General features: G+C 62.6%; 18 protein-coding genes and 1 tRNA gene. 8 read left to right on the top strand and 11 right to left on the bottom strand.

Going from position 1 to position 21,295, the window contains the following annotated elements; genetic code table 11:
- Positions 1 to 107: 107 nt before the first annotated feature.
- Complete coding sequence (gene moaC, locus QCE64_RS02310; protein WP_309929244.1) at positions 108 to 584, top strand: cyclic pyranopterin monophosphate synthase MoaC; 477 nt, start codon at positions 108 to 110, stop codon at positions 582 to 584.
- 64 nt (positions 585 to 648) lie between these two features.
- On the opposite strand, the gene QCE64_RS02305 is transcribed toward moaC, so the two are convergent.
- The 8 genes from QCE64_RS02305 to recA all read right to left on the bottom strand — a co-directional run bounded on the left by QCE64_RS02305 (position 649) and on the right by recA (position 9,469).
- Positions 649 to 2,460: a Wzy polymerase domain-containing protein gene (locus tag QCE64_RS02305; protein ID WP_310002555.1), complete on the bottom strand. Its 1,812-nt coding sequence runs from the start codon at positions 2,458 to 2,460 to the stop codon at positions 649 to 651.
- Positions 2,461 to 2,662: 202 nt separating this feature from the next.
- Positions 2,663 to 3,232, bottom strand: coding sequence for a pilin (locus QCE64_RS02300; protein WP_404987347.1), 570 nt, complete (start codon positions 3,230 to 3,232; stop codon positions 2,663 to 2,665).
- Between the two features lie 143 nt (positions 3,233 to 3,375).
- The gene (locus tag QCE64_RS02295; RefSeq protein WP_309913968.1) at positions 3,376 to 4,086 is read right to left on the bottom strand and encodes a TerC family protein; all 711 of its coding nucleotides are present in this window, start codon (positions 4,084 to 4,086) and stop codon (positions 3,376 to 3,378) included.
- Positions 4,087 to 4,216: 130 nt separating this feature from the next.
- The gene (sucD, locus tag QCE64_RS02290) at positions 4,217 to 5,098 is read right to left on the bottom strand and encodes a succinate--CoA ligase subunit alpha (protein WP_309807333.1); all 882 of its coding nucleotides are present in this window, start codon (positions 5,096 to 5,098) and stop codon (positions 4,217 to 4,219) included.
- Positions 5,099 to 5,195: 97 nt separating this feature from the next.
- On the bottom strand, positions 5,196 to 6,377 hold the full coding sequence (gene sucC / locus QCE64_RS02285; protein ID WP_309919563.1) for an ADP-forming succinate--CoA ligase subunit beta: 1,182 nt from the start codon (positions 6,375 to 6,377) through the stop codon (positions 5,196 to 5,198).
- Between the two features lie 106 nt (positions 6,378 to 6,483).
- Complete coding sequence (locus QCE64_RS02280) at positions 6,484 to 7,158, bottom strand: DUF2889 domain-containing protein (RefSeq protein ID WP_309913967.1); 675 nt, start codon at positions 7,156 to 7,158, stop codon at positions 6,484 to 6,486.
- A gap of 129 nt (positions 7,159 to 7,287) precedes the next feature.
- Positions 7,288 to 7,818: a recombination regulator RecX gene (gene recX / locus QCE64_RS02275; protein WP_310002554.1), complete on the bottom strand. Its 531-nt coding sequence runs from the start codon at positions 7,816 to 7,818 to the stop codon at positions 7,288 to 7,290.
- Positions 7,819 to 8,398: 580 nt separating this feature from the next.
- Entirely contained in the window at positions 8,399 to 9,469 is a 1,071-nt protein-coding gene (gene recA, locus QCE64_RS02270) for a recombinase RecA (protein WP_309807330.1), read from the bottom strand.
- A 292-nt stretch (positions 9,470 to 9,761) separates the two neighbouring features.
- Between recA and QCE64_RS02265 the strand changes: the two genes are divergently transcribed.
- The 7 genes from QCE64_RS02265 to QCE64_RS02235 all read left to right on the top strand — a co-directional run bounded on the left by QCE64_RS02265 (position 9,762) and on the right by QCE64_RS02235 (position 18,100).
- Positions 9,762 to 10,496, top strand: coding sequence for a response regulator transcription factor (locus tag QCE64_RS02265; RefSeq protein WP_309929236.1), 735 nt, complete (start codon positions 9,762 to 9,764; stop codon positions 10,494 to 10,496).
- 5 nt (positions 10,497 to 10,501) lie between these two features.
- Complete coding sequence (locus QCE64_RS02260; RefSeq protein ID WP_309929234.1) at positions 10,502 to 12,082, top strand: sensor histidine kinase N-terminal domain-containing protein; 1,581 nt, start codon at positions 10,502 to 10,504, stop codon at positions 12,080 to 12,082.
- Between the two features lie 237 nt (positions 12,083 to 12,319).
- Positions 12,320 to 13,978 (top strand): MFS transporter, encoded by a 1,659-nt coding sequence (locus tag QCE64_RS02255; protein ID WP_309913957.1) that lies wholly within the window; start codon positions 12,320 to 12,322, stop codon positions 13,976 to 13,978.
- A gap of 81 nt (positions 13,979 to 14,059) precedes the next feature.
- Positions 14,060 to 14,136, top strand: a tRNA-Met gene (locus tag QCE64_RS02250).
- A 160-nt stretch (positions 14,137 to 14,296) separates the two neighbouring features.
- Positions 14,297 to 15,994, top strand: a complete 1,698-nt coding sequence (locus tag QCE64_RS02245; protein WP_310002553.1) for a site-specific integrase — start codon at positions 14,297 to 14,299, stop codon at positions 15,992 to 15,994.
- A gap of 370 nt (positions 15,995 to 16,364) precedes the next feature.
- Positions 16,365 to 17,207, top strand: coding sequence for a HipA family kinase (locus QCE64_RS02240; protein WP_310002552.1), 843 nt, complete (start codon positions 16,365 to 16,367; stop codon positions 17,205 to 17,207).
- Positions 17,204 to 18,100 carry a hypothetical protein gene (locus QCE64_RS02235; protein WP_310002551.1) on the top strand — a complete coding sequence of 299 codons (897 nt, stop codon included), beginning with the start codon at positions 17,204 to 17,206 and terminating at the stop codon, positions 18,098 to 18,100. Before QCE64_RS02240 ends, QCE64_RS02235 begins: the two co-directional genes overlap by 4 nt.
- Before the next feature lie 381 nt (positions 18,101 to 18,481).
- Here QCE64_RS02235 and repC read toward each other — a convergent pair whose 3' ends face one another.
- The 3 genes from repC to QCE64_RS02220 are packed head-to-tail and all read right to left on the bottom strand — an operon-like array spanning position 18,482 to position 20,619.
- Complete coding sequence (gene repC, locus QCE64_RS02230; protein WP_310002550.1) at positions 18,482 to 19,477, bottom strand: replication protein C, IncQ-type; 996 nt, start codon at positions 19,475 to 19,477, stop codon at positions 18,482 to 18,484.
- Positions 19,467 to 20,429 (bottom strand): helicase RepA family protein, encoded by a 963-nt coding sequence (locus QCE64_RS02225; RefSeq protein ID WP_310002549.1) that lies wholly within the window; start codon positions 20,427 to 20,429, stop codon positions 19,467 to 19,469. Before QCE64_RS02225 ends, repC begins: the two co-directional genes overlap by 11 nt.
- Entirely contained in the window at positions 20,416 to 20,619 is a 204-nt protein-coding gene (locus tag QCE64_RS02220; protein WP_310002548.1) for a hypothetical protein, read from the bottom strand. The genes QCE64_RS02225 and QCE64_RS02220 overlap by 14 nt, the downstream gene beginning before the upstream one ends.
- Positions 20,620 to 21,295: the final 676 nt, after the last annotated feature.

The raw sequence follows: 21,295 nt of genomic DNA, 5'->3' as shown, positions 1-21,295 counted from the left end.
ATTTGCTGCCTGCTTGCTGCATGAGTCTTGATGCAAACGGGGTCCGCGGGCCGGGAACCGCGCCTCTTCACGCTGTTATGATAGGCGCCCATTTCGAAGGAGACGCCATGTCCGGACTCACCCATTTCGATGCCGCCGGCGAGGCGCACATGGTCGATGTCGGCGCGAAGGACGAGACGCGCCGGGTCGCGGTTGCGCGCGGTTCGATCGTGATGCTCGATGCCACGCTCGCGCTGATTCTCGATGGCCGCGCGAAGAAAGGCGATGTTCTGGGCGTCGCGCGCATCGCCGCGATCCAGGGCGCGAAGCGCACCGCCGATCTGATTCCGCTATGCCATCCGCTCGCGCTCACGCGGGTTGCGGTGGATTTTGCCATCGATGAGACGCTGCCCGGCGTGCATTGCGAAGTACGCGTGGAGACGGTCGGGCGCACTGGGGTCGAGATGGAAGCGTTGACCGCCGTGCAGGTCGGATTGCTGACGATTTATGACATGTGCAAGGCGGTCGATCGCGGCATGACCATCAACAACGTTCGGGTCATGGAGAAGCATGGGGGGAAGTCGGGGGATTGGGTGGCGGCGTGAAGCCGCACGCTCACCGCGACAGCCCGCACACCTGCCCTTCCGAGCATCGCCTCAGCCGCGATGCTCAATCACTGTCTTCATCATCCCCATCCGCCGCAGCCGGCTCGTCCTTCGGCATCCCATACAGCCTGACCAGATCGGCCTTGAACGCGGTGAGCGGCGTGCCCGCCTCATCGATCAATCCATACACCGCCGCCAGTTGCTTCGGCCAGTCGTGCAACTCGGTCGCGAAGATCTTGAGACGGGCCATCGTATCGAGCGCCTCGGTCTTCTGTCCGGCGAGCGCCTGAAGCACCGCATAGCGGCGCAGGACCGTCTCGCCCGGCAACAGCGCGATGGCCTTCCGGTGCGCCGCAAGCTTCGCCTGCACGTTCTGCGCGTTGATGGGCAAGAGCGTCGCCGCCCCGTACTCGCCCCACGCCGTGAACAGGAGCGACGGCGCGTCACGATATTGCTCCGCCGGCCGCGACCCGTAATACAGCACCTCGGCGCGGTTGTAGTCACGCAGTGTCGGATACAGCGCGGCCAGCCCGCCCAGCACCAGCACGACATAAACGCCGTACGACACCGGCCGCGCGACGAGCCGTAGCGGCCGCGTGTCCAGCAGGCCGATGACGAGCATCGCCGGCATCAGGAAGAACATGTACTGCTGCGGATATTCGACGAGCGCATGCATCATCAGCACGCCGAGCAGCGACAGCCCGAAGATACGCGCCGGCGTATGCGGCGCCCGCAGCACGCGAATCAGCCAGAACACGACGCCCGCCACGAGGATCGCCACGCCGAGCACACCGGTCTTCGCGAGCAGGTCGATGAAGATGTCGTGCGCATTGTTGGCAATCTCGACACCGCCGAGCTCGCGGACAATCTCAAACTGATAGCGCGGAAATTCACCCCAGCCGACGCCCAGCAGCGGATGCGTCCTGAACATCGTCCAGCCGTACTTCCACAGCGCAAGACGCGGCGCGATCTGGTTGGCGTCCTGCATGCGTTCCGCCGCCGACTGCGCGAGACCAAAGTCGTAACGGGTATTGGCCCAGCGCACCGCCGCATTGACCGCGAAGAACACGACGGCGAGCAGCAGCGGCACGAGCCACGCGCGCCGGTCGCGCTTGCCCGGCCCGTCGAAGCCGTCCGACGAGCGCGGCCTTCCCTGCACGAACGCCATCCACAAGCCGCCGACGACGATCACCGCCGTCTGCAGCCACGGCCCGCGGGACACGGTCAAGGCCAGTCCGAGCGAATACACCACCGACACCGCGACCCACACCACGAGCGGCAGCCGACGCGTCTGCACGAAGAACAGCGCGCCCGCCATGGCGAACGCAATGACCGTGGCCAGGTGATTCGCCTGCGCCATGTTGCCGAACGGACGCCGCTCGGTCATGACGTTGTAGGCCACCACGAAGGGCGTGAACTTCACCTCGAGATGAAACAGCTGCACGACCTGGCAGAACACCGCGAACAGCCCGCCGAGCATCAGCGCCGCCGCGCCGACGCGCAGCGCCTTCTCTCCAAGCCCCGCGCGCACGAGCCCGAAGCCCGTATGCACGGCGACGAACGACGCCAGCAGATAGGCGCCGCCCAGCCAGTTCATGGAGGGCTGCGCGATCGGCAGCAACACGGTCTGGGCGACCAGCAGCACGCCGAAGGCAAGCGGCATCAACGCGACGACCGGCGAGGCGAACGACACCTTCGGCTCCGCCACGCGCACCAGCAGCGCCACGGTCGCGCCGAGCGCCAGGTAGAGCGCAAGCGCACTGTATTCGGCGTAGAAAGTCGGGATCGGATACGTGTGGTTGACGACGGCGAAAGGGATCGTCAACGCCAGGCACAGGACCGCAAAACAAAGGTAACGCGCGAATTGGGAAGGCATGAGGGACTGGGAACGTCGGGAACCGGCGCACTATACAAAACTTTGTCCCTGCTGTCCGTCGAACCAACGGATTTACGACGAAAACCCCGCCTTTGCCGCAAAAACGACCCGCAAGGCGCGGTGGCCCCGTAAATGCTGCCACCGCGCCTTGATGCTTCACCTCAGCGGTATCCCGCGTCACGACGCTCCACTCATGTGCCCCTCACGCGCGGCACTCCGGTGGCGCAAGATTGGCCGGCAAGGTGGCCGGATCGACCGGCAACGGCCCCGAACCCGGCGCCGGCAGGGACGAAACCGTCTTGGCCGCCGCGAAGCATTCCCACGTGACCGAGCCCGCCTGCACCACGCCGCGACTCAACGTCACGCGTGCGGTGGGCGTCTCGGCGTTGTCCGGCGTGGACGGAACCAGCACGAGCGTGTTCGAGCCCGCCGGCGCGACGCGGGTCGAATACGAGATGGTGATCTGCCCTGTGTCGCTATCGACGTGAATGGATTCGACATTGCGCGTACCCGGCGGCGACGCGTAGCCGCCCGCGAAGTCCGCGCCGCTGGCTGCGTTCTCGGCCACCGCCAGCCGCGCCGATGCCGCCAGCGCGATGCCCTCGCCCACCCGGCTGCGCGCCAGATAATCCTGATACGCAGGAATCGCATAGGCCGCGACCACGCCCACGATTGCCAGCACGATCATCAGCTCGATGAGCGTAAAGCCCCGCACCAGCATGTCCCTTGCCCGTCCCAACCACCACACGCGCGGCTCGCGCGGCGCGTGCATCACACCCAGCACCAACGTTGTCATCTCTGCTCCCGGGAAAACGAAAAAAGCGCCCTGCCGCGCAATGCGGACAGGACGCTTCGATCGTATTCAGTGCACGCCTCAGGCGACAGTCAGCCAGATGGCCTAGGTCCAACAGAGCCTCAGCCTGCCGCTCGCCTTCCCGCTTCGAGCGCACGGCGCTTGAGCAGCCAGCCCAACGCCACCACTAGCACCGCCCCCGCCACTCGCGCCGCGTAGATCGCGAAATCGGTGTTGAGCGCGGGCCAGCGGTCGATGAACGGATCGTCGATGATCAGGCCGCCCGCGATCCAGCCCAGCAGCCCCGCCCCGAGCAGCACGACCATCGGAAACCGGTCGATCAGCTTCAGCACCAGCGTGCTGCCCCACACGATCAGCGGAATGCTGACGACCAGCCCGAAGATCACCAGCGTCAGCCGGTGGCGCGGATCCGCCGCCTCCGCCGCGCCCGCGATGGCGATCACGTTGTCGAGGCTCATCACGGCATCCGCGACGATGATGGTCTTCACCGCGGCCCAGAGACGATCGGATGCGTTAATTTCGTGCTCGTCGTGATCCGGTTGCAGCAGCTTGATACCGATCCACAGCAGCAGCAGCCCGCCCACGAACTTGAGGAAGGGAATGTCCAGCAGCAGCACCGCGAAGGCGATCAGCACGACGCGCAGGATGATGGCGCCGAGCGTGCCGAGCACGATGCCGCGCGTGCGCTGCCGGTCCGGCAGATTGCGGCACGCCAGCGCGATGACGACGGCGTTGTCGCCGCCGAGGAGGATGTCGATCACGATGATCTGGACGACCGCTCCCCAGTGAAGCGTGGAGAAGAATTCGAGCATGGTGCGGAGTGAAAGCGAAAACGGAAGCCGAAAAAAAAGCGAGGAAGCAACGCTCCCTCGCTTGGTATCGGCTCATACGAAAGGAATCAGTAAGAGTACCAAACCCTCGCGTAGTTTGTCCGCATCGGTCTTAGATGACCGACTTCAGCAGACGGCCCATCTCGGACGGGTTCTTCGTGACCTTGATGCCGCACGCGTCCATGATTTCGAGCTTGGCGTCCGCCGTGTCCGCCCCGCCCGAGATCAGCGCGCCTGCGTGGCCCATGCGCTTGCCCGGAGGCGCCGTGACGCCCGCGATGAAGCCGACCACCGGCTTCTTCATGTTGTCCTTGATCCAGTAAGCCGCGTTGGCTTCGTCCGGACCGCCGATCTCGCCGATCATGATGACGGCGTCCGTATCCGGATCGTCGTTGAACATCTTCATCACGTCGATGTGCTTCAGACCGTTGATCGGATCGCCGCCGATACCGACCGCTGACGACTGGCCAAGACCCAGCGCCGTCAGCTGACCGACTGCTTCATACGTCAGCGTGCCCGAGCGCGACACCACGCCGATGCGGCCCTTCTTGTGGATGTGACCCGGCATGATGCCGATTTTCAGCTCGTCCGGCGTGATCGTGCCGGGGCAGTTCGGTCCGAGCAGCAGCGTCTTGCGGTTTTCGCGGCGCATGCGGTCCTTGATTTCGAGCATGTCGCGAACCGGAATGCCTTCCGTGATGCAGATCGCGAGATCGAGATCGGCTTCGACGGCTTCCCAGATCGCCGCGGCAGCGCCCGCGGGCGGCACGTAAATCACCGAAACCGTGGCGCCGGTCTCGGACTTTGCTTCCTTGACGGACGCATAGATGGGAATGCCTTCGAAATCCTCGCCCGCGCGCTTCGGGTTCACACCCGCGACGTAGGCTTCACGGCCATTCGCGTATTCGCGGCAGGCGCGCGTATGGAACTGACCGGTCTTGCCGGTGATGCCCTGCGTGATGACCTTCGTGTCTTTGTTGATCAGAATCGACATGTAGTGACCTCTGTTCGTTTGGCGTCGCCAAGGCTCGAGCCCCGCGCCGCCATTCGTATCTGGTGGAACGCTCTTCTGAGGCAGGCAGCGCGTGCGCTTACTTGCCTTCGGCCGCCGCGACGACCTTCTGCGCAGCTTCTTCCATGCTGTCGGCCGAGATGATCGGCAGGCCCGAGTCCGCCAGCATCTTCTTGCCGAGGTCCTCGTTCGTGCCCTTCATGCGCACGACCAGCGGCACCTTCAGGTCCACCGCCTTCGAAGCCGCCATCACGCCTTCCGCGATCACGTCGCAGCGCATGATGCCGCCGAAGATGTTCACGAGGATCGCCTTCAGGTTCGGGTTCTTCAGCATCAGCTTGAAGGCTTCCGTGACCTTCTCGGTCGTGGCGCCGCCGCCGACGTCGAGGAAGTTCGCCGGCTCGCCGCCGAACAGCTTGATGGTGTCCATCGTGGCCATTGCCAGGCCAGCACCGTTCACCAGACAGCCGATGTTGCCGTCGAGCGAGATGTACGCGAGGTCGAACTTCGACGCTTCGACTTCAGCCGGATCTTCTTCGTCCAGATCGCGGTACGCGACGATTTCCGGATGACGGAACAGCGCGTTCGCGTCGAAGTTGAACTTGGCGTCCAGTGCGATGACCTTGCCGTCGCCGGTCACGATCAGCGGGTTGATTTCCGCGAGCGATGCGTCGGTTTCGTAGAACGCCTTGTACAGGCCTTGCAGGATCGCGCGCGCTTGCGGGATCGATGCGTCCGGAATGCCGATCTTGCGGGCCAGGTCGTCCGCGTCCTTGTCCTGCAGGCCGGTCGACGGCTCGACGGCGAACTTGTGCAGCAGTTCCGGCGTCTTTTCCGCGACTTCCTCGATGTCCATGCCGCCTTCGCTCGACGCCATCACGACGATCTTCTGCGTCACGCGATCCAGCACGAGGCCGACGTACAGTTCCTTCTTGATGTCCGCGCCTTCTTCGATCAGCAGGCGGTTCACCTTCTGGCCTTCCGGGCCGGTCTGGTGCGTGACGAGCTGCATGCCGAGGATCTGGCTCGCGTACTCGCGGACCTGTTCGATCGACTTCGCGACCTTCACGCCGCCGCCCTTGCCGCGGCCGCCAGCGTGGATCTGCGCCTTCACGACCCAAACCGGGCCGCCCAGCGCTTCCGCGGCCTTGACCGCATCATCCACCGAGAACACGGGTGTGCCGCGCGGGACCGCGACGCCGAATTTCCGCAGGATTTCCTTACCCTGGTACTCGTGAATCTTCATGCGTGATTCCTTCAGTCTGAGAGTTGGAGTGAACTTCTATGTGTTTGAACCGTTGATTCTTTCGATTCTTCTTTTCAGATTGCCGTGCGTCCGCGTGAGCGGGTGTGCTGCACGAGGCGAACTATGTCTCCCGCCTGTCTTTCGGATCTGCTTGCTCGCTGGTTTGCGCGCTTGCGTCATGCGTGGCGACCGTGGGTTCTTTTGCGGCCGGCTCATGGCCGAACCAGCGCGGGTAATGTTCCTTGACCGCGGGACCGTCGAAGCGCAACGCATGACAGCGGCCGAGCTGGAACGGCGGCTCTTCGGGCGCGCTGCTGCCGGGCTGGCCGGCTTCGGACCGCTTGAAGGGATTGCCGCTTTCGATCTTCCAGACGTCGCCCGCGAAGGCTTGGACAGCCGCGGTCGGCAGCACGCCGCACAGTTCCGTGAGATGCGTGCAGCCGACCGTGCCGCGCAGCACCTGATTGGCTTCGCGGCGGAAATTCTGCAGGAGGTTGAGGCCGATGAGCTTGCGATAGGCCGTGTTGGACTCGGCGCACAGACCGCCATAGGGCGCCCAGTCGGACGATGCTTCCGCGCCGACGATGGTGCAATTGCGGTCGATGGTGATGCGCAGCCAGAGTTCATGGATCGGCAGGCCGAGCGGCCGGACGCCCGTCGCGAGTGTGAAGTCGCGCGGCTTCTCGTCGGTTAGACAGGCTTCAATATCCCACAGACTATCTTCGCGCTCGAAGGCTTCCAGCCGAATTGCGCGTCGATGGCGCAAGTGTCGGGGAGCGGGAGGCGAGAGAGGCATGCTGGAAGTGAGCCGGTACGGAGAAAACCGTGCGATTTTAGCATATTGGGTATTTCCGGCCGGACATGCCCCTGAGGATCGGCGCATACCTGTTGCCGTGTGGCGTGATGCAGGTTCGAGCGGCTGTGCTCAGTCGTCGACGATCTCTTCGCTCCAGTCCTCGTCGCCGCCCTTCAGGATCTTGCCGATCGTGCCGCCGGAGAAGCCGCGCGCCGCCAGGAAGCGCGCCTGCCTGGCGCGTTCAGCGGGCGTGTCCGGCAAGGTGCCGTACTTCTTCTCCCATACGGCCCGGGCGCGGTCGGTCTCGGTTTGCGCGAGCTTGTCGGCGGTCTCGCTGATGAGCGACTCGCCGACCGCATGGCGCTTCAGTTCGCTGATGATCCGGCTGCCGCCCATGCGCGCGGCCCGCCGATGCACGACGCTCTCCACGAAGCGTTCGTTCGACAGCCAGCCGTCGCGTTCCAGGTCGTCCAGCACGGTGTCCAGGGAATCGGTTTCGCTGACATACGGACTCAACTTTCGCGACAACTCGGCCCGGCTAAACTCGCGACGCGACAGCGCCGCGAGCGCACGCCCTTTCAACGAGCGCTTCGGACGCCTTGGGTCGCTCGCTTCGGCAACCGAAGTCTTGCGAGTGCGCTGGCTCGTGCGGGTGAACACTGCTTCGTCCGCCGCGGCTGGTGGTGCTTCAGCCGGCGCGCGTTGCTCGAATGGCTCGAAGGGGTCGGCGTCTTCGAAGGGATCTGTGAATGGCGGAGGCGCTGGCCGCGCGCGCCGGGGCGCGGACGTGGACGGGGACTCGACGGACGCCGATGTGCGTTTGGCGCGCTGTGCTGGGGGCTGCTCGGTCGCCTGCTTCAGCAGGGCGCGAGCGTGTGCGAGGCGCGTTGAGCGGGGGTTTGCGTGGCTTAGAGAGGCGTCCGATGCAGCCGCCAGGTCCGATGCCGTATCCGGCTCGTCCGACCGCCCGCCCATGCTTGCCCCGGAAACGCGACGCGCCGACGCGAAAGACCTCTTCGCGTCGGCGAGTTTCTTGTCACTGCGTGGGAATGCGCCTTTGGGCGAGACTCCGCGCCGTTCGCTGCTTCGTTCGTAGCGGTCGACGGATGCACAACCTTCCTCCGTTGCCTCATCAGCCGGACCGGGCTCCGAAGCAGGCTCCGAACCAGCCTCCGGATCAGCCTTCGAATCCGTCTTCGAACCGGGCCGGCGCCTGAGCATCGTCCTTCAGGCTCGACGCTTATTCGTCGTCGGCCACTTCGGCCTTGACGGCAACCACTTCACCCAGCGCAGCCACGCCCAGCGATTCACGGATCTTGTTCTCGATCTCGCGTGCGATGTCCGGATTCTCGCGCAGGAATTCACGCGCGTTGTCCTTGCCCTGACCGATCCGCTCGCCGTTGTAGCTGTACCAGGCGCCGGCCTTGTCGACCAGCTTCGCCTGCACGCCCAGGTCGATGATTTCGCCCTGACGCGAGATGCCTTCACCGTACAGGATGTCGAAGATGGCTTCGCGGAACGGCGGCGCGACCTTGTTCTTCACGACCTTGACGCGCGTTTCATTGCCGATGACTTCGTCGTTCTTCTTGATCGAGCCAATGCGGCGGATATCCAGACGCACAGACGAATAGAACTTGAGCGCATTACCGCCGGTAGTGGTTTCCGGGTTGCCGAACATCACGCCGATCTTCATGCGGATCTGGTTGATGAAGATGACCAGGCAGTTCGTGCGCTTGATGGTGCCAGTCAGCTTGCGCAGCGCCTGCGACATCAGACGCGCCTGCAAACCCGGCAGCGAGTCGCCCATTTCGCCTTCGATTTCCGCCTTCGGCACGAGCGCCGCTACGGAGTCGATGACGATCATGTCGATGGAGCCGGAGCGCACCAGCGCGTCCGCGATTTCGAGTGCCTGCTCGCCCGTGTCCGGCTGCGAGATCAGCAGTTCCGGCACGTTCACGCCGAGCTTGCCTGCGTACTGAACGTCGAGCGCGTGTTCCGCGTCGATGAAGGCCGCCGTGCCGCCAAGCTTCTGCATTTCGGCAACTACCTGCAGCGTGAGCGTGGTCTTGCCCGATGATTCCGGACCGTAGATTTCCACCACACGGCCGCGCGGCAAACCGCCGACGCCGAGTGCGATGTCCAGACCGAGCGAACCGGTGGACACCACCTGAATGTCTTCGACCGCCTCACCTGCGCCGAGCCGCATGATCGACCCTTTGCCGAATTGCTTTTCGATCTGCGAGAGCGCGGCGGCCAGGGCCTTGCTCTTCTCCGCAGTCATTCCAGCCGGGCCTTTCTTGCTTTCTTCCATGAATCGTCCTTTGCTATGATGAACGGCGTCTGAGGCGGTGTTCACGGGCATTTCCGCTGCTCGAACGAGCTTCTCGAAAGGCCTTTTCACACGCACGCAGACACTGTATAAAAAAACAGTAGTTTTTGCAAGCAGGTAAAGGTGCGACGCTGCTTTTTTCCGCGTCGCCCAAGTTGCACGCCCTGCGCAAGAACCGCGATACACCTGGAGACCGCCGCGCCGGGCGACATTCGGTGCCGGCAATGCCGCTGCGCTTCGCCGCGCATGCGGGCGTACCAAGGCGCACACGACGATGCGAATCCTCATTGCCGAAGACGACAGCATACTCGCGGACGGTCTCGTCCGATCACTCCGCCAATCGGGCTATGCCGTCGACCATGTGAAGCATGGCGTCGAGGCCGATACCGCCCTCTCGCTACAGACTTTCGACCTCCTGATCCTCGATCTCGGCCTGCCGCTGATGCCCGGCCTGGAGGTGCTGCGCCGCCTGCGCGCACGCAATTCGCAGATGCCCGTGCTGATCCTCACCGCCGCCGACAGCGTCGACGAGCGCGTGAAGGGACTCGACCTCGGCGCAGATGACTATATGGCCAAGCCCTTCGCGCTCAACGAGCTCGAAGCGCGCGTGCGCGCGCTGACGCGGCGCGGCGCGGGCGGCGGTCCGACGGTCGTGAAGCATGGCGCGCTGAGCTTCGACCAGGTCGGACGCATCGCGACGATCGGCGAGCAGGTCATCGACTTGTCCGCGCGCGAGCTCGGCGTGCTCGAAGTGCTGCTGCAGCGAAGCGGCCGGCTCGTGTCGAAGGAACAGCTCGTCAATCATCTGTGCGAGTGGGGCGAGGAAGTCAGCAATAACGCCATCGAGGTCTACGTGCACCGGCTGCGCAAGAAGATCGAGCCGAGCGGCGCGAAGATCATCACGGTACGCGGACTCGGTTACACGCTGGAGAAAGCGGGCGCGTCGTCGAACGGCGCGGGCCCGCAGCCGCCGGCCGACCCGATGCCCGCCAGCCATCACTACAAGTAGGCGGCATGGCGTCGTCGGCTTCCACCGAATCGCGCGCGCAGAAGCCATCCGCTGAAGCCTCCGCCGACTCCGACACCCAGCGCGACGCGCGCTACGCCAACCCGTTCGCGCCGCCCGACGAGCTCGAGCCCGATGCGCACGCGCATCCGCGCTCGCTCTTCGGTGAAATTCTCGACTGGATGCTGGCGCCGCTGCTGCTGCTCTGGCCGATGAGCATCGCAGTGACCTATCTCGTCGCCAAGTCGATCGCCAACGGGCCCTTCGATCGCGCGCTCGAAGCCGACGCCTACGTGCTGGCGCGGCAGATCCAGCCGGTCAACGGCGTCGCGGAACTGCGCCTCCCCGACGCTACCCGCGACTTCCTGCGCGCCGACAACATCGACAGCGTGTTCTTCCAGGTGCTCGGCACGCGCGGCGAGCTGGTCGGCGGCGACCGCGACATGCCGCTGCCGCACGACGACGACCGGCCGCAGCCCGGCATCGTCGAATTCCGCGACGATGTACTGCGCGGCAACGACATCCGCGTCGCCTACACGACGGTGGATCTGCCCGGACTCGCGCCCGGACGCGATCCGGCCAGCACCCAGCCGGTGCTGGTGCAGGTTGCCGAGACGCTCGACAAACGCAGCCAGCTCGCCAACGACATCATCAAGGGCGTGATCCTGCCGCAGTTCGTGATCCTGCCGCTCGCGATCATCCTGGTGTGGTTCGGACTGTCGCGCGGGCTTGCGCCGCTGCATGCGCTGCAATCGAATATCCGGGCGCGCCGTCCGGACGATCTCTCGCCGCTGGAGGCCGACCGCGCCCCGCCGGAGATCGCGCCGCTGGTCGCCTCGTTCAACGATCTGCTCACGCGGCTCGAACAGAACATGGAGTTCCAGAAACGTTTCATCGCCGATGCCGCGCATCAGATGAAGACGCCGCTCGCCGGCTTGCGCATGCAGGCCGAGTTTGCGATGCGCCAGGAGGTGTCGGCGGAGGTGCAGCGCTCGCTGGAACAGATCGCGACGAGCTCCGAACATGCCGCCCGCCTCGTCACGCAATTGCTGGCGCTGGCGCGCGCCGAGAATCGCGCGGCGGGCGGCATCTTTGCGCGTATCGAGCTGACGGCGCTCGCGCGCCTCGCGGTGCGCGACTGGGTGCAGCCTGCGCTCGCCAAGGGCATGGACCTGGGCTATGAGGAGCCGCCTCATCCGGTGGAGGTGGAAGGCAATGTCGTGATGCTGCGGGAGATGCTCTCGAACCTGATCGACAACGCGATCCGCTACACGCCCGCGGGCGGGCGCATCACCGTGCGCGTGCGGACGGACGAGGACAACCTCGATCTCGTGCATCTCGAAGTAGAAGACTCGGGGCTCGGCATTCCGGCGGCGGAGCGCGAGCGCGTGGTGGAGCGCTTCTACCGGATTCTCGGGCGCGAAGGCGACGGCAGCGGGCTCGGACTTGCGATCGTCAAGGAGATCGCGACGATGCACGGCGGCACGCTCACGATCGAGGATCACGTGTATCAGGACAGCCCCCGGCTGGCCGGAACCCTTGTACGGGTCAGCCTCCAGCGGGTTTATCCTGCCCGGGACAAACCCTGAGCGTCCGGATCGATTTTTCCTCGCTTGGGCGTTCGAAGCCCGACGTTGCCCGAAATTAAACGATCGTTTGCACCACGATCCCGTCAAATCGCTGCGTTCTTCCAGCAAAGGCAGCGCTGAAGGCCTGACGCCGCGCGTCAGAACGCCGTAAGTTTTCGTTCCAATAATCGTAGCACCGGAACCGCCAGGTCGCGGACCGACGTATTCGAAAAATCAGATCAGGACAGGAGGCGGTACATGGCTACGGTTGAGGGGCGCGTTTCGCACGCACCGATGACGGCGGAGGAAAAGAAGGTCATTTTCGCTTCGTCGCTCGGGACGGTGTTCGAGTGGTACGACTTCTATCTGGCGGGCTCGCTCGCCGTCTACATCAGCAAGACCTTCTTCTCGGGCGTGAACCCGACGGCCGGCTTCATCTTCACCCTGCTCGGCTTCGCGGCGGGCTTTGCAGTGCGTCCGTTCGGCGCGATCGTGTTCGGGCGGCTCGGCGACATGGTCGGGCGCAAGTACACGTTCCTCGTGACGATCGTGATCATGGGCCTGTCGACGTTCCTGATCGGCTTCCTGCCAGGTTACGCGACCATCGGCATCGCGGCGCCGGTCATCTTCATCGCGATGCGTCTGTTGCAGGGCCTCGCGCTCGGCGGCGAGTACGGCGGCGCGGCCACCTATGTCGCGGAGCACGCGCCCTCGAACAAGCGCGGCGCGTGGACGGCGTGGATCCAGACCACGGCGACGCTCGGCCTGTTCATCTCGCTGATCGTGATTCTCGCGGTGCGCACGGCGGTCGGCGAGGAACAGTTCGGCGCATGGGCGTGGCGCATCCCGTTCCTCGTGTCGATCCTGCTGCTCGCGGTGTCGGTGTGGATCCGGATGAAGCTGCATGAATCGCCGGTGTTCGAGCGCATCAAGGCCGAAGGCAAGACCTCGAAGGCGCCGCTCACCGAGGCGTTCGGCGAGTGGAAGAACCTGAAGATCGTGCTGCTGGCGCTGTTCGGCCTGACGGCGGGCCAGGCGGTCGTGTGGTACACGGGCCAGTTCTATTCGCTGTTCTTCCTCACGCAGACGCTCAAGGTGGACGGCACCAGCGCGAACATCATGGTCGCCGTGGCGCTGCTGATCGGCACGCCGTTCTTCGTGTTCTTCGGGTCGCTGTCGGACCGCATCGGACGCAAGCCGATCATCATGGCCGGCTGCCTGATCGCCGCGCTCTCGTTCTTCCCGCTGTTCAAGGCACTCGCCCACTACACCAATCCGACGCTCGAGGCCGCGACGCTCAAGTCGCCGATCGTCGTGATCGCGAATCCGGACGAGTGCTCGTTCCAGTTCAATCCGGTGGGCACGTCGAAGTTCACGTCGTCGTGCGATATCGCGAAGGGCGCGCTGTCGAAGGCCGGCCTGAACTATGAGAACGTGGCGGCGCCGGCGGGCACGCTGGCGCAGATCAAGGTGGGCGAAACGGTCGTCAACACCTATGACGGCAAGGGCGCCGACGCCAAGGCCCAGGGCGCCGCGTTCGACAAGACGCTCGCCGGCACGCTGAAGAGCGCGGGCTATCCGGCGAAGGCCGATCCGGCGCTGATCAACTGGCCGATGGCGATCGTGGTGCTGACCATCCTCGTGATCTTCGTGACGATGGTGTACGGGCCAATCGCGGCGATGCTGGTCGAGATGTTCCCGGCGCGGATCCGCTATACGTCGATGTCGCTGCCGTATCACATCGGCAATGGCTGGTTCGGCGGCTTCCTGCCGGCGACGGCCTTCGCGATCGTCGCGGCCAAGGGCGACATCTACTCGGGGCTGTGGTATCCGATCGTGATTGCGCTGGCGACGTTCGTGATCGGCATGCTGTTCGTGAAGGACACGCGCAAGTCGAACGTGTATCACGAGGATTGAGGAGGCCGGGGCGGGCTGTTTTAATAAATCGCAGGGGAAGGCTTGACAGCCCGGACCGCCCTCTGCATAATCTCGTCTTTCGGCGAATTAGCTCAGTCGGTTAGAGCGACGGAATCATAATCCGCAGGTCCGGGGTTCGAATCCCTGATTCGCCACCAGTTGCAAGAAAAAGCCGCTGTTCCACAAGGACAGCGGCTTTTTTGCGTTCTTGCGGCAAAAATCCTCTAAAACGGCGCGTTATGTGTATCCGTTTTAGGTTCTGCCGATTTCCCGCAGACGGGTTGCTACACGGCACTGTTACCTTTCTGGAGACATGTCATGAAGCACCCCTATCTCACCACGCGTCACGGTTCGTCGAACTTTTACTACCGACGGAAGATTCCGCTCGAACTGCAACCCCTCCTCAATCGCAAGGATTTCTGGCGCAGCCTCGAGACGCCTTGCAAGACGACCGCGATAAGCCGCCTGTCTGCCGCGGCACTGGAATACAACCACCTGATTGCACCTGCACGAGCGCAGGCGGCAGCCGAACCCGCGGAGACCTGGTGGCCGCACGGCCTGCGCGCCGTCAGCGAGCCACCGGCGTATCACCCGACCGTACAGCCACACGGAACCACACGCGTCACATCGACTCAGTTTCCCCGGCTGGTTGAGCGTTTCAGGGCGACCGCGCTGGACTGCGACGTCGCATTCCGCAAGGTGCTGCATGAGCCCGCCGATTCGGACCTCTACGACGACGATGGATACGACCCGGACGCCCACAGAAGCCTGCTGCTGGAAGCGCGCACGAGCCTGCGTCGCGCCCGCGCATCGGAGAATTTCTCGGATATCCAGGAATCGGTTGAAGAATTTCTGACCTGGGAGCGCGTCTGGCTGCCTGCAGTGTCGGAAGAATTTGAGACCCTCTTGCGGGTTATGTCAGAAGCGCAACTTGGGGTGGTCGAAGAGGAGTTACGCCGTCTTGACGGAGAGGGTGCCGAAACACCCCACGCCCTTCCTCTGGTCGACCCGGACGACACCTGGGCGGTTGCTATCGAGCGGTGGGTCGAAGACGCGGCGCCGCGACCGAAGACCGCGAGCGAAGTGCGCGCGCAAGTTGCACGATTCGAGCGGCTGGTGGGCGTGATGCCGCTCTCCGCCGTGGCGCCCGAGCATGTCGCGCAATTCAAGTCGGCATGCCTGACCCGGGAGTCAATTGGCAAAAGCCGCGTCAACACGATTTTGTCGCTTCTGTCCGCTGTCGTGAATCATGCCATAGAGAGCCGGACGACTCAGCTCAAAATCAACCCCTTCGGACGTGCGAAGTTCTCCCGGAAGGCCGTTCGCAAAGATACCGCCCCCGAATCGCAGCGCGATGCGTACACGATTGGCGAGCTCAATTTGCTTTACGCATCCCGCGTTTATGTGAGCGGTCATCGTCCAGGAAAAGGCGCCCATGAGGCGGCTTACTGGCTGCCGCTCCTTGGGCCGCATACAGGCGCGCGCCTTGAAGACCTGTGCCGCCTCCGCACGCGGGACGTCGTGCAGCGCGCCGGAGTGTGGTGTCTGCACCTGCACGACACCAAGCGCGAACACCGCACGGGCGAAGCCAGCATCATGCGACACGTACCGCTTCATCAAACACTGCTTAACTTAGGCTGGCTCGACTACGTCGCGACGCAGGACGCGGACGGTCTGATTTTTCCCGACCTGAAGCCGAACCAGTACGGCCAGCTCAGCGCAGTTTTTAGTACCTGGTTCAACGAATACCTAGATGCCGAGGGGCTCGACGACCCGCGCCTCGACTTTCACAGTTTCCGGCATACGTTCAAAGCCTTTGGGTTGCTGTCTGGCATCGACAACGCGGTCATTGAAGAACTGATTGGACATGCGCCAGACAGTCTGTACGGGCGAAACGAAGAAGGAGAAAAACGCTTGCCGTTCGAACTGCTCGTCGATGCGATGCACAAATTGTCCTTTCCAGCACTTCAATTGGGCCATCTGTTGAAACAAACGACGACGTCCGAATCGGCCTGAGCGTGCTGCGCGCCTCCAGCCCCGGCGCGAGCCCGAAACGACGCGGGCGATGACAATCCCGGGGACGCCCGCAGTTCCCCAGCGCAGACGCCCAAGGGAAAAAGCGGGCGAACCGTCGCTGTCCGCAACGGTACCTCTGTCGCCCTCGCGTCCCGTCATTCGCAGCGGGTCAGGATTCATGCTGGAGGCTGGCGACGGTAAGTTCAATGCGTTGACAAAATGCACTATACTTGGTGTCCATGTTTCCGCGGCACACAAGATGAAGTGTTCGCGACCTTTGGTTATTGAGCCCTTGGTCGACACATCGTGCCCTCGGATTCCCCGCAAATGCATTCGCGCACAAGTCCTGCTGCGCGTCAGTAGGACTTGTATGAGCAGCTTATTCGAAGCAGCGAAAAGTGGGGACGCCACACCTTTTGCTGAAGGCCGACTCCAGTTCCGGCCGGTAGACCGCATGTCGAATGCGACGAACCTGGTCGTGCGGGGGCGTGTCCAGATTCAGGTCAGAACGGGCAGCGTCATCGCGGTTGTAAAGCTCCTGACGGACCGGGGCTTCTCAGTCGAATCGGCGTGTGCCTGGCTTGCTCGACAGCTTAGGCTCCCAACGCCCGAAGCTTTCTGGGTCTGGGTTGAGAAAAACCGTCTGACCGATGGCTGGCCATACGGCGACACGCCGTTCAAACGCTGCTTCGCTACGGAATATGTTGCCAACGCTCAACCGGTCCAACTTGACCGGCTGTCCGACCAGGTTCTCGCAACGCACATTAAACTTGATGATGCGCTGCTGGCGCGAATCGCGATGTACGATGCGTTGATTGGCAACGACGACCGACACGACGACAACCTGGTCTGGGCGCCACGCGTTGGCGCGTTACTCATCGACCACGAGAAAGCGATGGGAGGTGAAAATATGAACCTTTTCTCGACGACGCCCCGTCCAGGCCCCAACTATCTGTTGCGCCGATTGAGCGAGCTGCCGCGCGCCCGACGTCACGCCCTGCGTCCGACCGTGAATTCATTCTGCGCGGAGTGCATCAGCGCGGTCGAGCGCATCCCGCTGGAACACGTCGCGTCCACCGCGTTTCTCGCCGAGCAGATGGAGCGCTATCTTGCACTGAGTGTGGACCGTCTTCACGAAGAAGTGTCCCAGGCGCTTGGCTTTTCTGAGCTCTTCAACATCCGGCGTAATGACGTTGGCACTTCACTGCAATGACTATCTTCGAGCAACTGACTTTTCTATCGTCCGGCGACATGTGCACGGGAAGCGCTCGTCTCGTGTATCTCGATATTGAAACGTCGGGCGAGCGGGTTGCAATCGCCGTCCTTGGCCAATTCGAGAGTGGGACACCGTTCGCGCGAGTCGTCACACGCAAGGTCCTGAAGTGCCTGCCTGACGATTTAGGCATCACTATCCATTCTTTCGGTGCACTTATCGTAGCGGATTATCTCGACTGGAGCGTACACAAGGGTCGCCCCTCCCAATGGGTTAGCCCACTGAGCGGTATCCAGATTGGCAAGGCCTTCGATGTCGATGCAGAAGACGAGGAAGGCGTAGTTCAGGCAGCACTGGAGAGATGCTCACTCTTTCATCGCCGGTCGACTATCTCGAGTTTGTCATCGGAAGATGACATACGCGTGGTTCGACCAGCCTTCGAGAACCGGTTCGCTCAATCGGTAAAAAAGGAAGTCCTCATCCGCAAGCCGTCGCTTCACGCCGGCTTTAACCGGACATTCAGTTTGTCGAAATCGTCGACGGGCTTCGCGATTGACTACGTGGGTCAGGCCTATGCGACCTGTTATGCCGCTATCGACCCGAAAAGCAAGAGTGCGGTACGTCTTCGGGCACCGTCGGCAGCGCTGTGGAGACTGGCTCGAGCACGAGACAGCTTTGGATTTATCACACCGGACAAATTTGAGTTGACGGCCTGGGTCCCTTCTGCTGACTTGCCTATTTACTCAGACCGGGAGTATGACCTCGTTTCAGACATGGTCGATGAACTCCGCGAGCAAGCGTCCAAAGAGGACCTCAGCGTCTTCCCAATTCACGATGTACGCGCAGCGTCCAAGCGACTCTTGGGCTACGAATCCTTGTCAGTTGTCGCGTGAGTCCAAGCGCCCGCCATTGAGTGTAGCGGTCGGGGCCAACTCTCCTTGTCATGTGTCAATCGTCACTGCAGACCGACTTTTACCTTTCCGGTCTGAGATTGCGAATGCCTCGGGGTCAACAACTGGGCAACCATGGGCAAAGAAGGGCTCGCGCCCTTCGCACATGACTCCCGGCGGAAGCGGAGCGTCCTCCCGTTTCCCCGGAGGCTCTCGCAATCCATGTCAGGCATTTTTACTAGATTGAAATAGAGCCTCACGCAACAAGCCAAAATAGTCTCTAATTTTCAACAGGTTACGCAACTGGCTCCGACGCATTGCGACGTGAAACCGTTCGCAATTTGACGTGACTGGGTCACCCATGGACACGTCATATTGCAATCGTCAGCTGGAGGCAGCCGACGAGTCCTGTCGGGCAAACATTGTCCAGACACCGGGCAACGCAGCGGGGCTTCGAGATGCCTCCTGTCTCAGACGGGGAAGCTGCGACTGCTCTGGTGGCCAAGGACGCGAGGTTTCTTCCACTCTGGTCAGCGCATGACGCGAAAACTGTATCGCCCCATTCGTCGTGAGTTTCACCGTCCACGCGCTCAGCCCCGCCATTTCCGTGACAGCCTTCTTTAACTCACGCGAGCGGCGCCGGGCAGCGATGGCAGCAGGTGTTTCCGATTCAGGGCGATGCTCGGTCCGCCGGCTCCATGTAGTATGGACTCCCGCATCAGACCAAATATATTTCGCAAGCTTGTCGATGTGGAAAGCCATCGTCATACCGGCACGAATTCGGAGCGACAACGCGCAATGCAACGCCCGCGCGCACTCCGACTTCAAGGAGAGGCGCTCATCAAGGCAGACGACGGAGAAGTGACCGCCGAACAGGACTTCCGTAAGTCTCCAGTTCAGCACCACAGTTACCCCTTTTCCATTCCCGACCTCCCAGTTCAGCAGGCGGCTCTGGAACTCTGTGCCGTCATCGGTCTTCGACCATACCGTCACTTCGCACAGCCGTTTCAGCTCTGCACGTCGCTGCTCGGTTGCGCTGCCGCCGGCACCCCGGCCAAGACGACGACAAAGCTCGTAGAAACTCACCGTGAGCCTGGCCGTGCGAGGCCGCCGTACTTCGCCGGCCTGATACAGGTCCGACTCAATCTGACGTGTCTCATCCACCGGTTCAACCGCTTTCTGCTCTGCCGCGAGCTCGAGCAAGACAAGCAGCAGCGTCTGCTCGGGGATGCCCAGCTGTTCGGGCCCACGCCAACGCCAGCCGATACCGTTAAAATCAAAACGGACGTCCAGTCTCGGGCGGAAACCTTTGAATACCGGCTGAAAAAGGGCCGCCGAAGCGAACGCCGGGTCATAACGCACGACGCGCTCAGCGGACATTGGTTGCTCCGGTGTGCCGTGAGGACGTTCGCCTGGTCTTCGCCACGTCACTCGCGGAAACACGTCGCGTCGTCCCCGATGACCCGGCGACAGCTAGCGCACCGGAGTTTGCGTCCCTTCGGAGGATAAGCGGTTCAAAGCCCTTGGAGCCATAGTTTGCTTTGGCGATGTCGAGGCGGACGAGATTTCGCCGATGCGGCTCAGCGATACCTAGATGACTGGCCGTCGACTCTGCAACGGCGGAGAGATTAGCTTGCCACCGAATACCGTCGGTGAGTGCCGATGAGCCACGCGACGCACTTGCTTGGTCGCCCGCGCCACCAAGCACAGAACTTCGATTCGCGTGATGCGACAGGATTACCGCGGCACCCGACTGCATCGCAATCCGCTCAAACGCTCCGACCACAGTTGTCATATGCGAAGAATCATTTTCCTCACCCGAGTGAAAACGTCTGAGCGGGTCAACTATCAGAAGCCTCGCACTCTTCGCAATCTCGACGACTTTCATGAGCGCGTCCTCGACCACTTCTCCGTCAGCAATCAGCTTGAGTCGCTTCTTACCGGCCAGTGGAAACACCAGAAGGTGTCGACTCAATCGCTCGACGAGCGCATCGCAGGCTCCCGCGTCCTTGAATTCGGCCATCTCCTGAATGCGTTGTAACGCTGCTTGCAGGCGCCAACGCATCACGTCGTGCGACTCTTCAGCCAGCAGAAACACAACCGGCGCGCCCGCGTTCGAGACCATGCCTGGTGTAAGGACACCACCGCCGACGGGTAGGCCGGCCGCAATGTCGCATGCGATTTGCATCAGGAGCATCGTTTTTCCCACGCCCCCAGGTCCAACCAGCGCACCCACCGTTCCAGCCAACAAGCCGGACAACACATGGTCAAGAGGCGGCGGGGGCTCACTCAAAGCCCGGCGAATGTCGAGCCGCTGGTCAAGCAGATTCATTGGCCCCTCCACCGACAACATGCTCCGCAAGCCACGCATCCACGTCGCATTCACGCCAGCGCAACATGCGTGTGCCCGGAATGTGTAAGCGAGGCGGGACCGCCATCGGGTTGCGGCGTATATCTTTGCGAATTGTTTCCGGGCTGCGACCAAGCAGAGCGGCCAAATCTTCGAGTTCAAGTAGTTTCATATCGTTTCGATGAGGGTTTTTTGACCACGAGCGTGCAATAGCGGCCCTGGTGTGCCTGTACGCGACGCTGGTCGACGTATCGGGACATATAGGGCGGCGGTTTTATGTTTTCAGCGCAATTCGCGCGATACCTGAGTGAAAGCGCCGTTTTAGACGCGTAGATGCGACAGCTCGTCGTTTTAGGAGTCGGCTTGCGCTCGTTGAGACCACGGCACTTCCAACTGAGCCGCGTTAGCGCTCGAAGCAATAGTTCGTCCGATTGCATCACCCGCCTCGGCTATCGAGCCATGGACCTGTCCTGCCTATTATCACGCCCTATCCGGGCCCGACACTCGGCGGACAATTGGGTAGAGTCCATTGCTGCGATAGCAGAGTCATCTGCGACGCGACCATCTCCTTTCTTGGGTGTTCAACACCACGGATGGATGCGCAGGCCCTCAAACCCCGCGTTAATTCATTGAATGAGCGCTGTCCAAGCCGACGCGTCCAGTGAAGTCTAAAATGGGGCCGACCGCTGGTTGCCGAAACACCTCCAAGACGTTGAGGATGGCGTCAACGACAGAGCCGTCAGGTCAGCATTCCCTTGCGCCTTGAGCTTCGCCACGCCTCGGCTTTGGGCTTTCCACAGGGCAAGTTTTTCCTTATTCTGCTATTGGCTTCTGTCGTTCGAGCGGGA

The organism is Caballeronia sp. LZ043 (genome assembly GCF_031451075.1).
Classification (GTDB): domain Bacteria; phylum Pseudomonadota; class Gammaproteobacteria; order Burkholderiales; family Burkholderiaceae; genus Caballeronia.
Note: the sequence above shows the minus strand (reverse complement) of the source record. Positions and strands in the feature narration are given on the sequence as shown.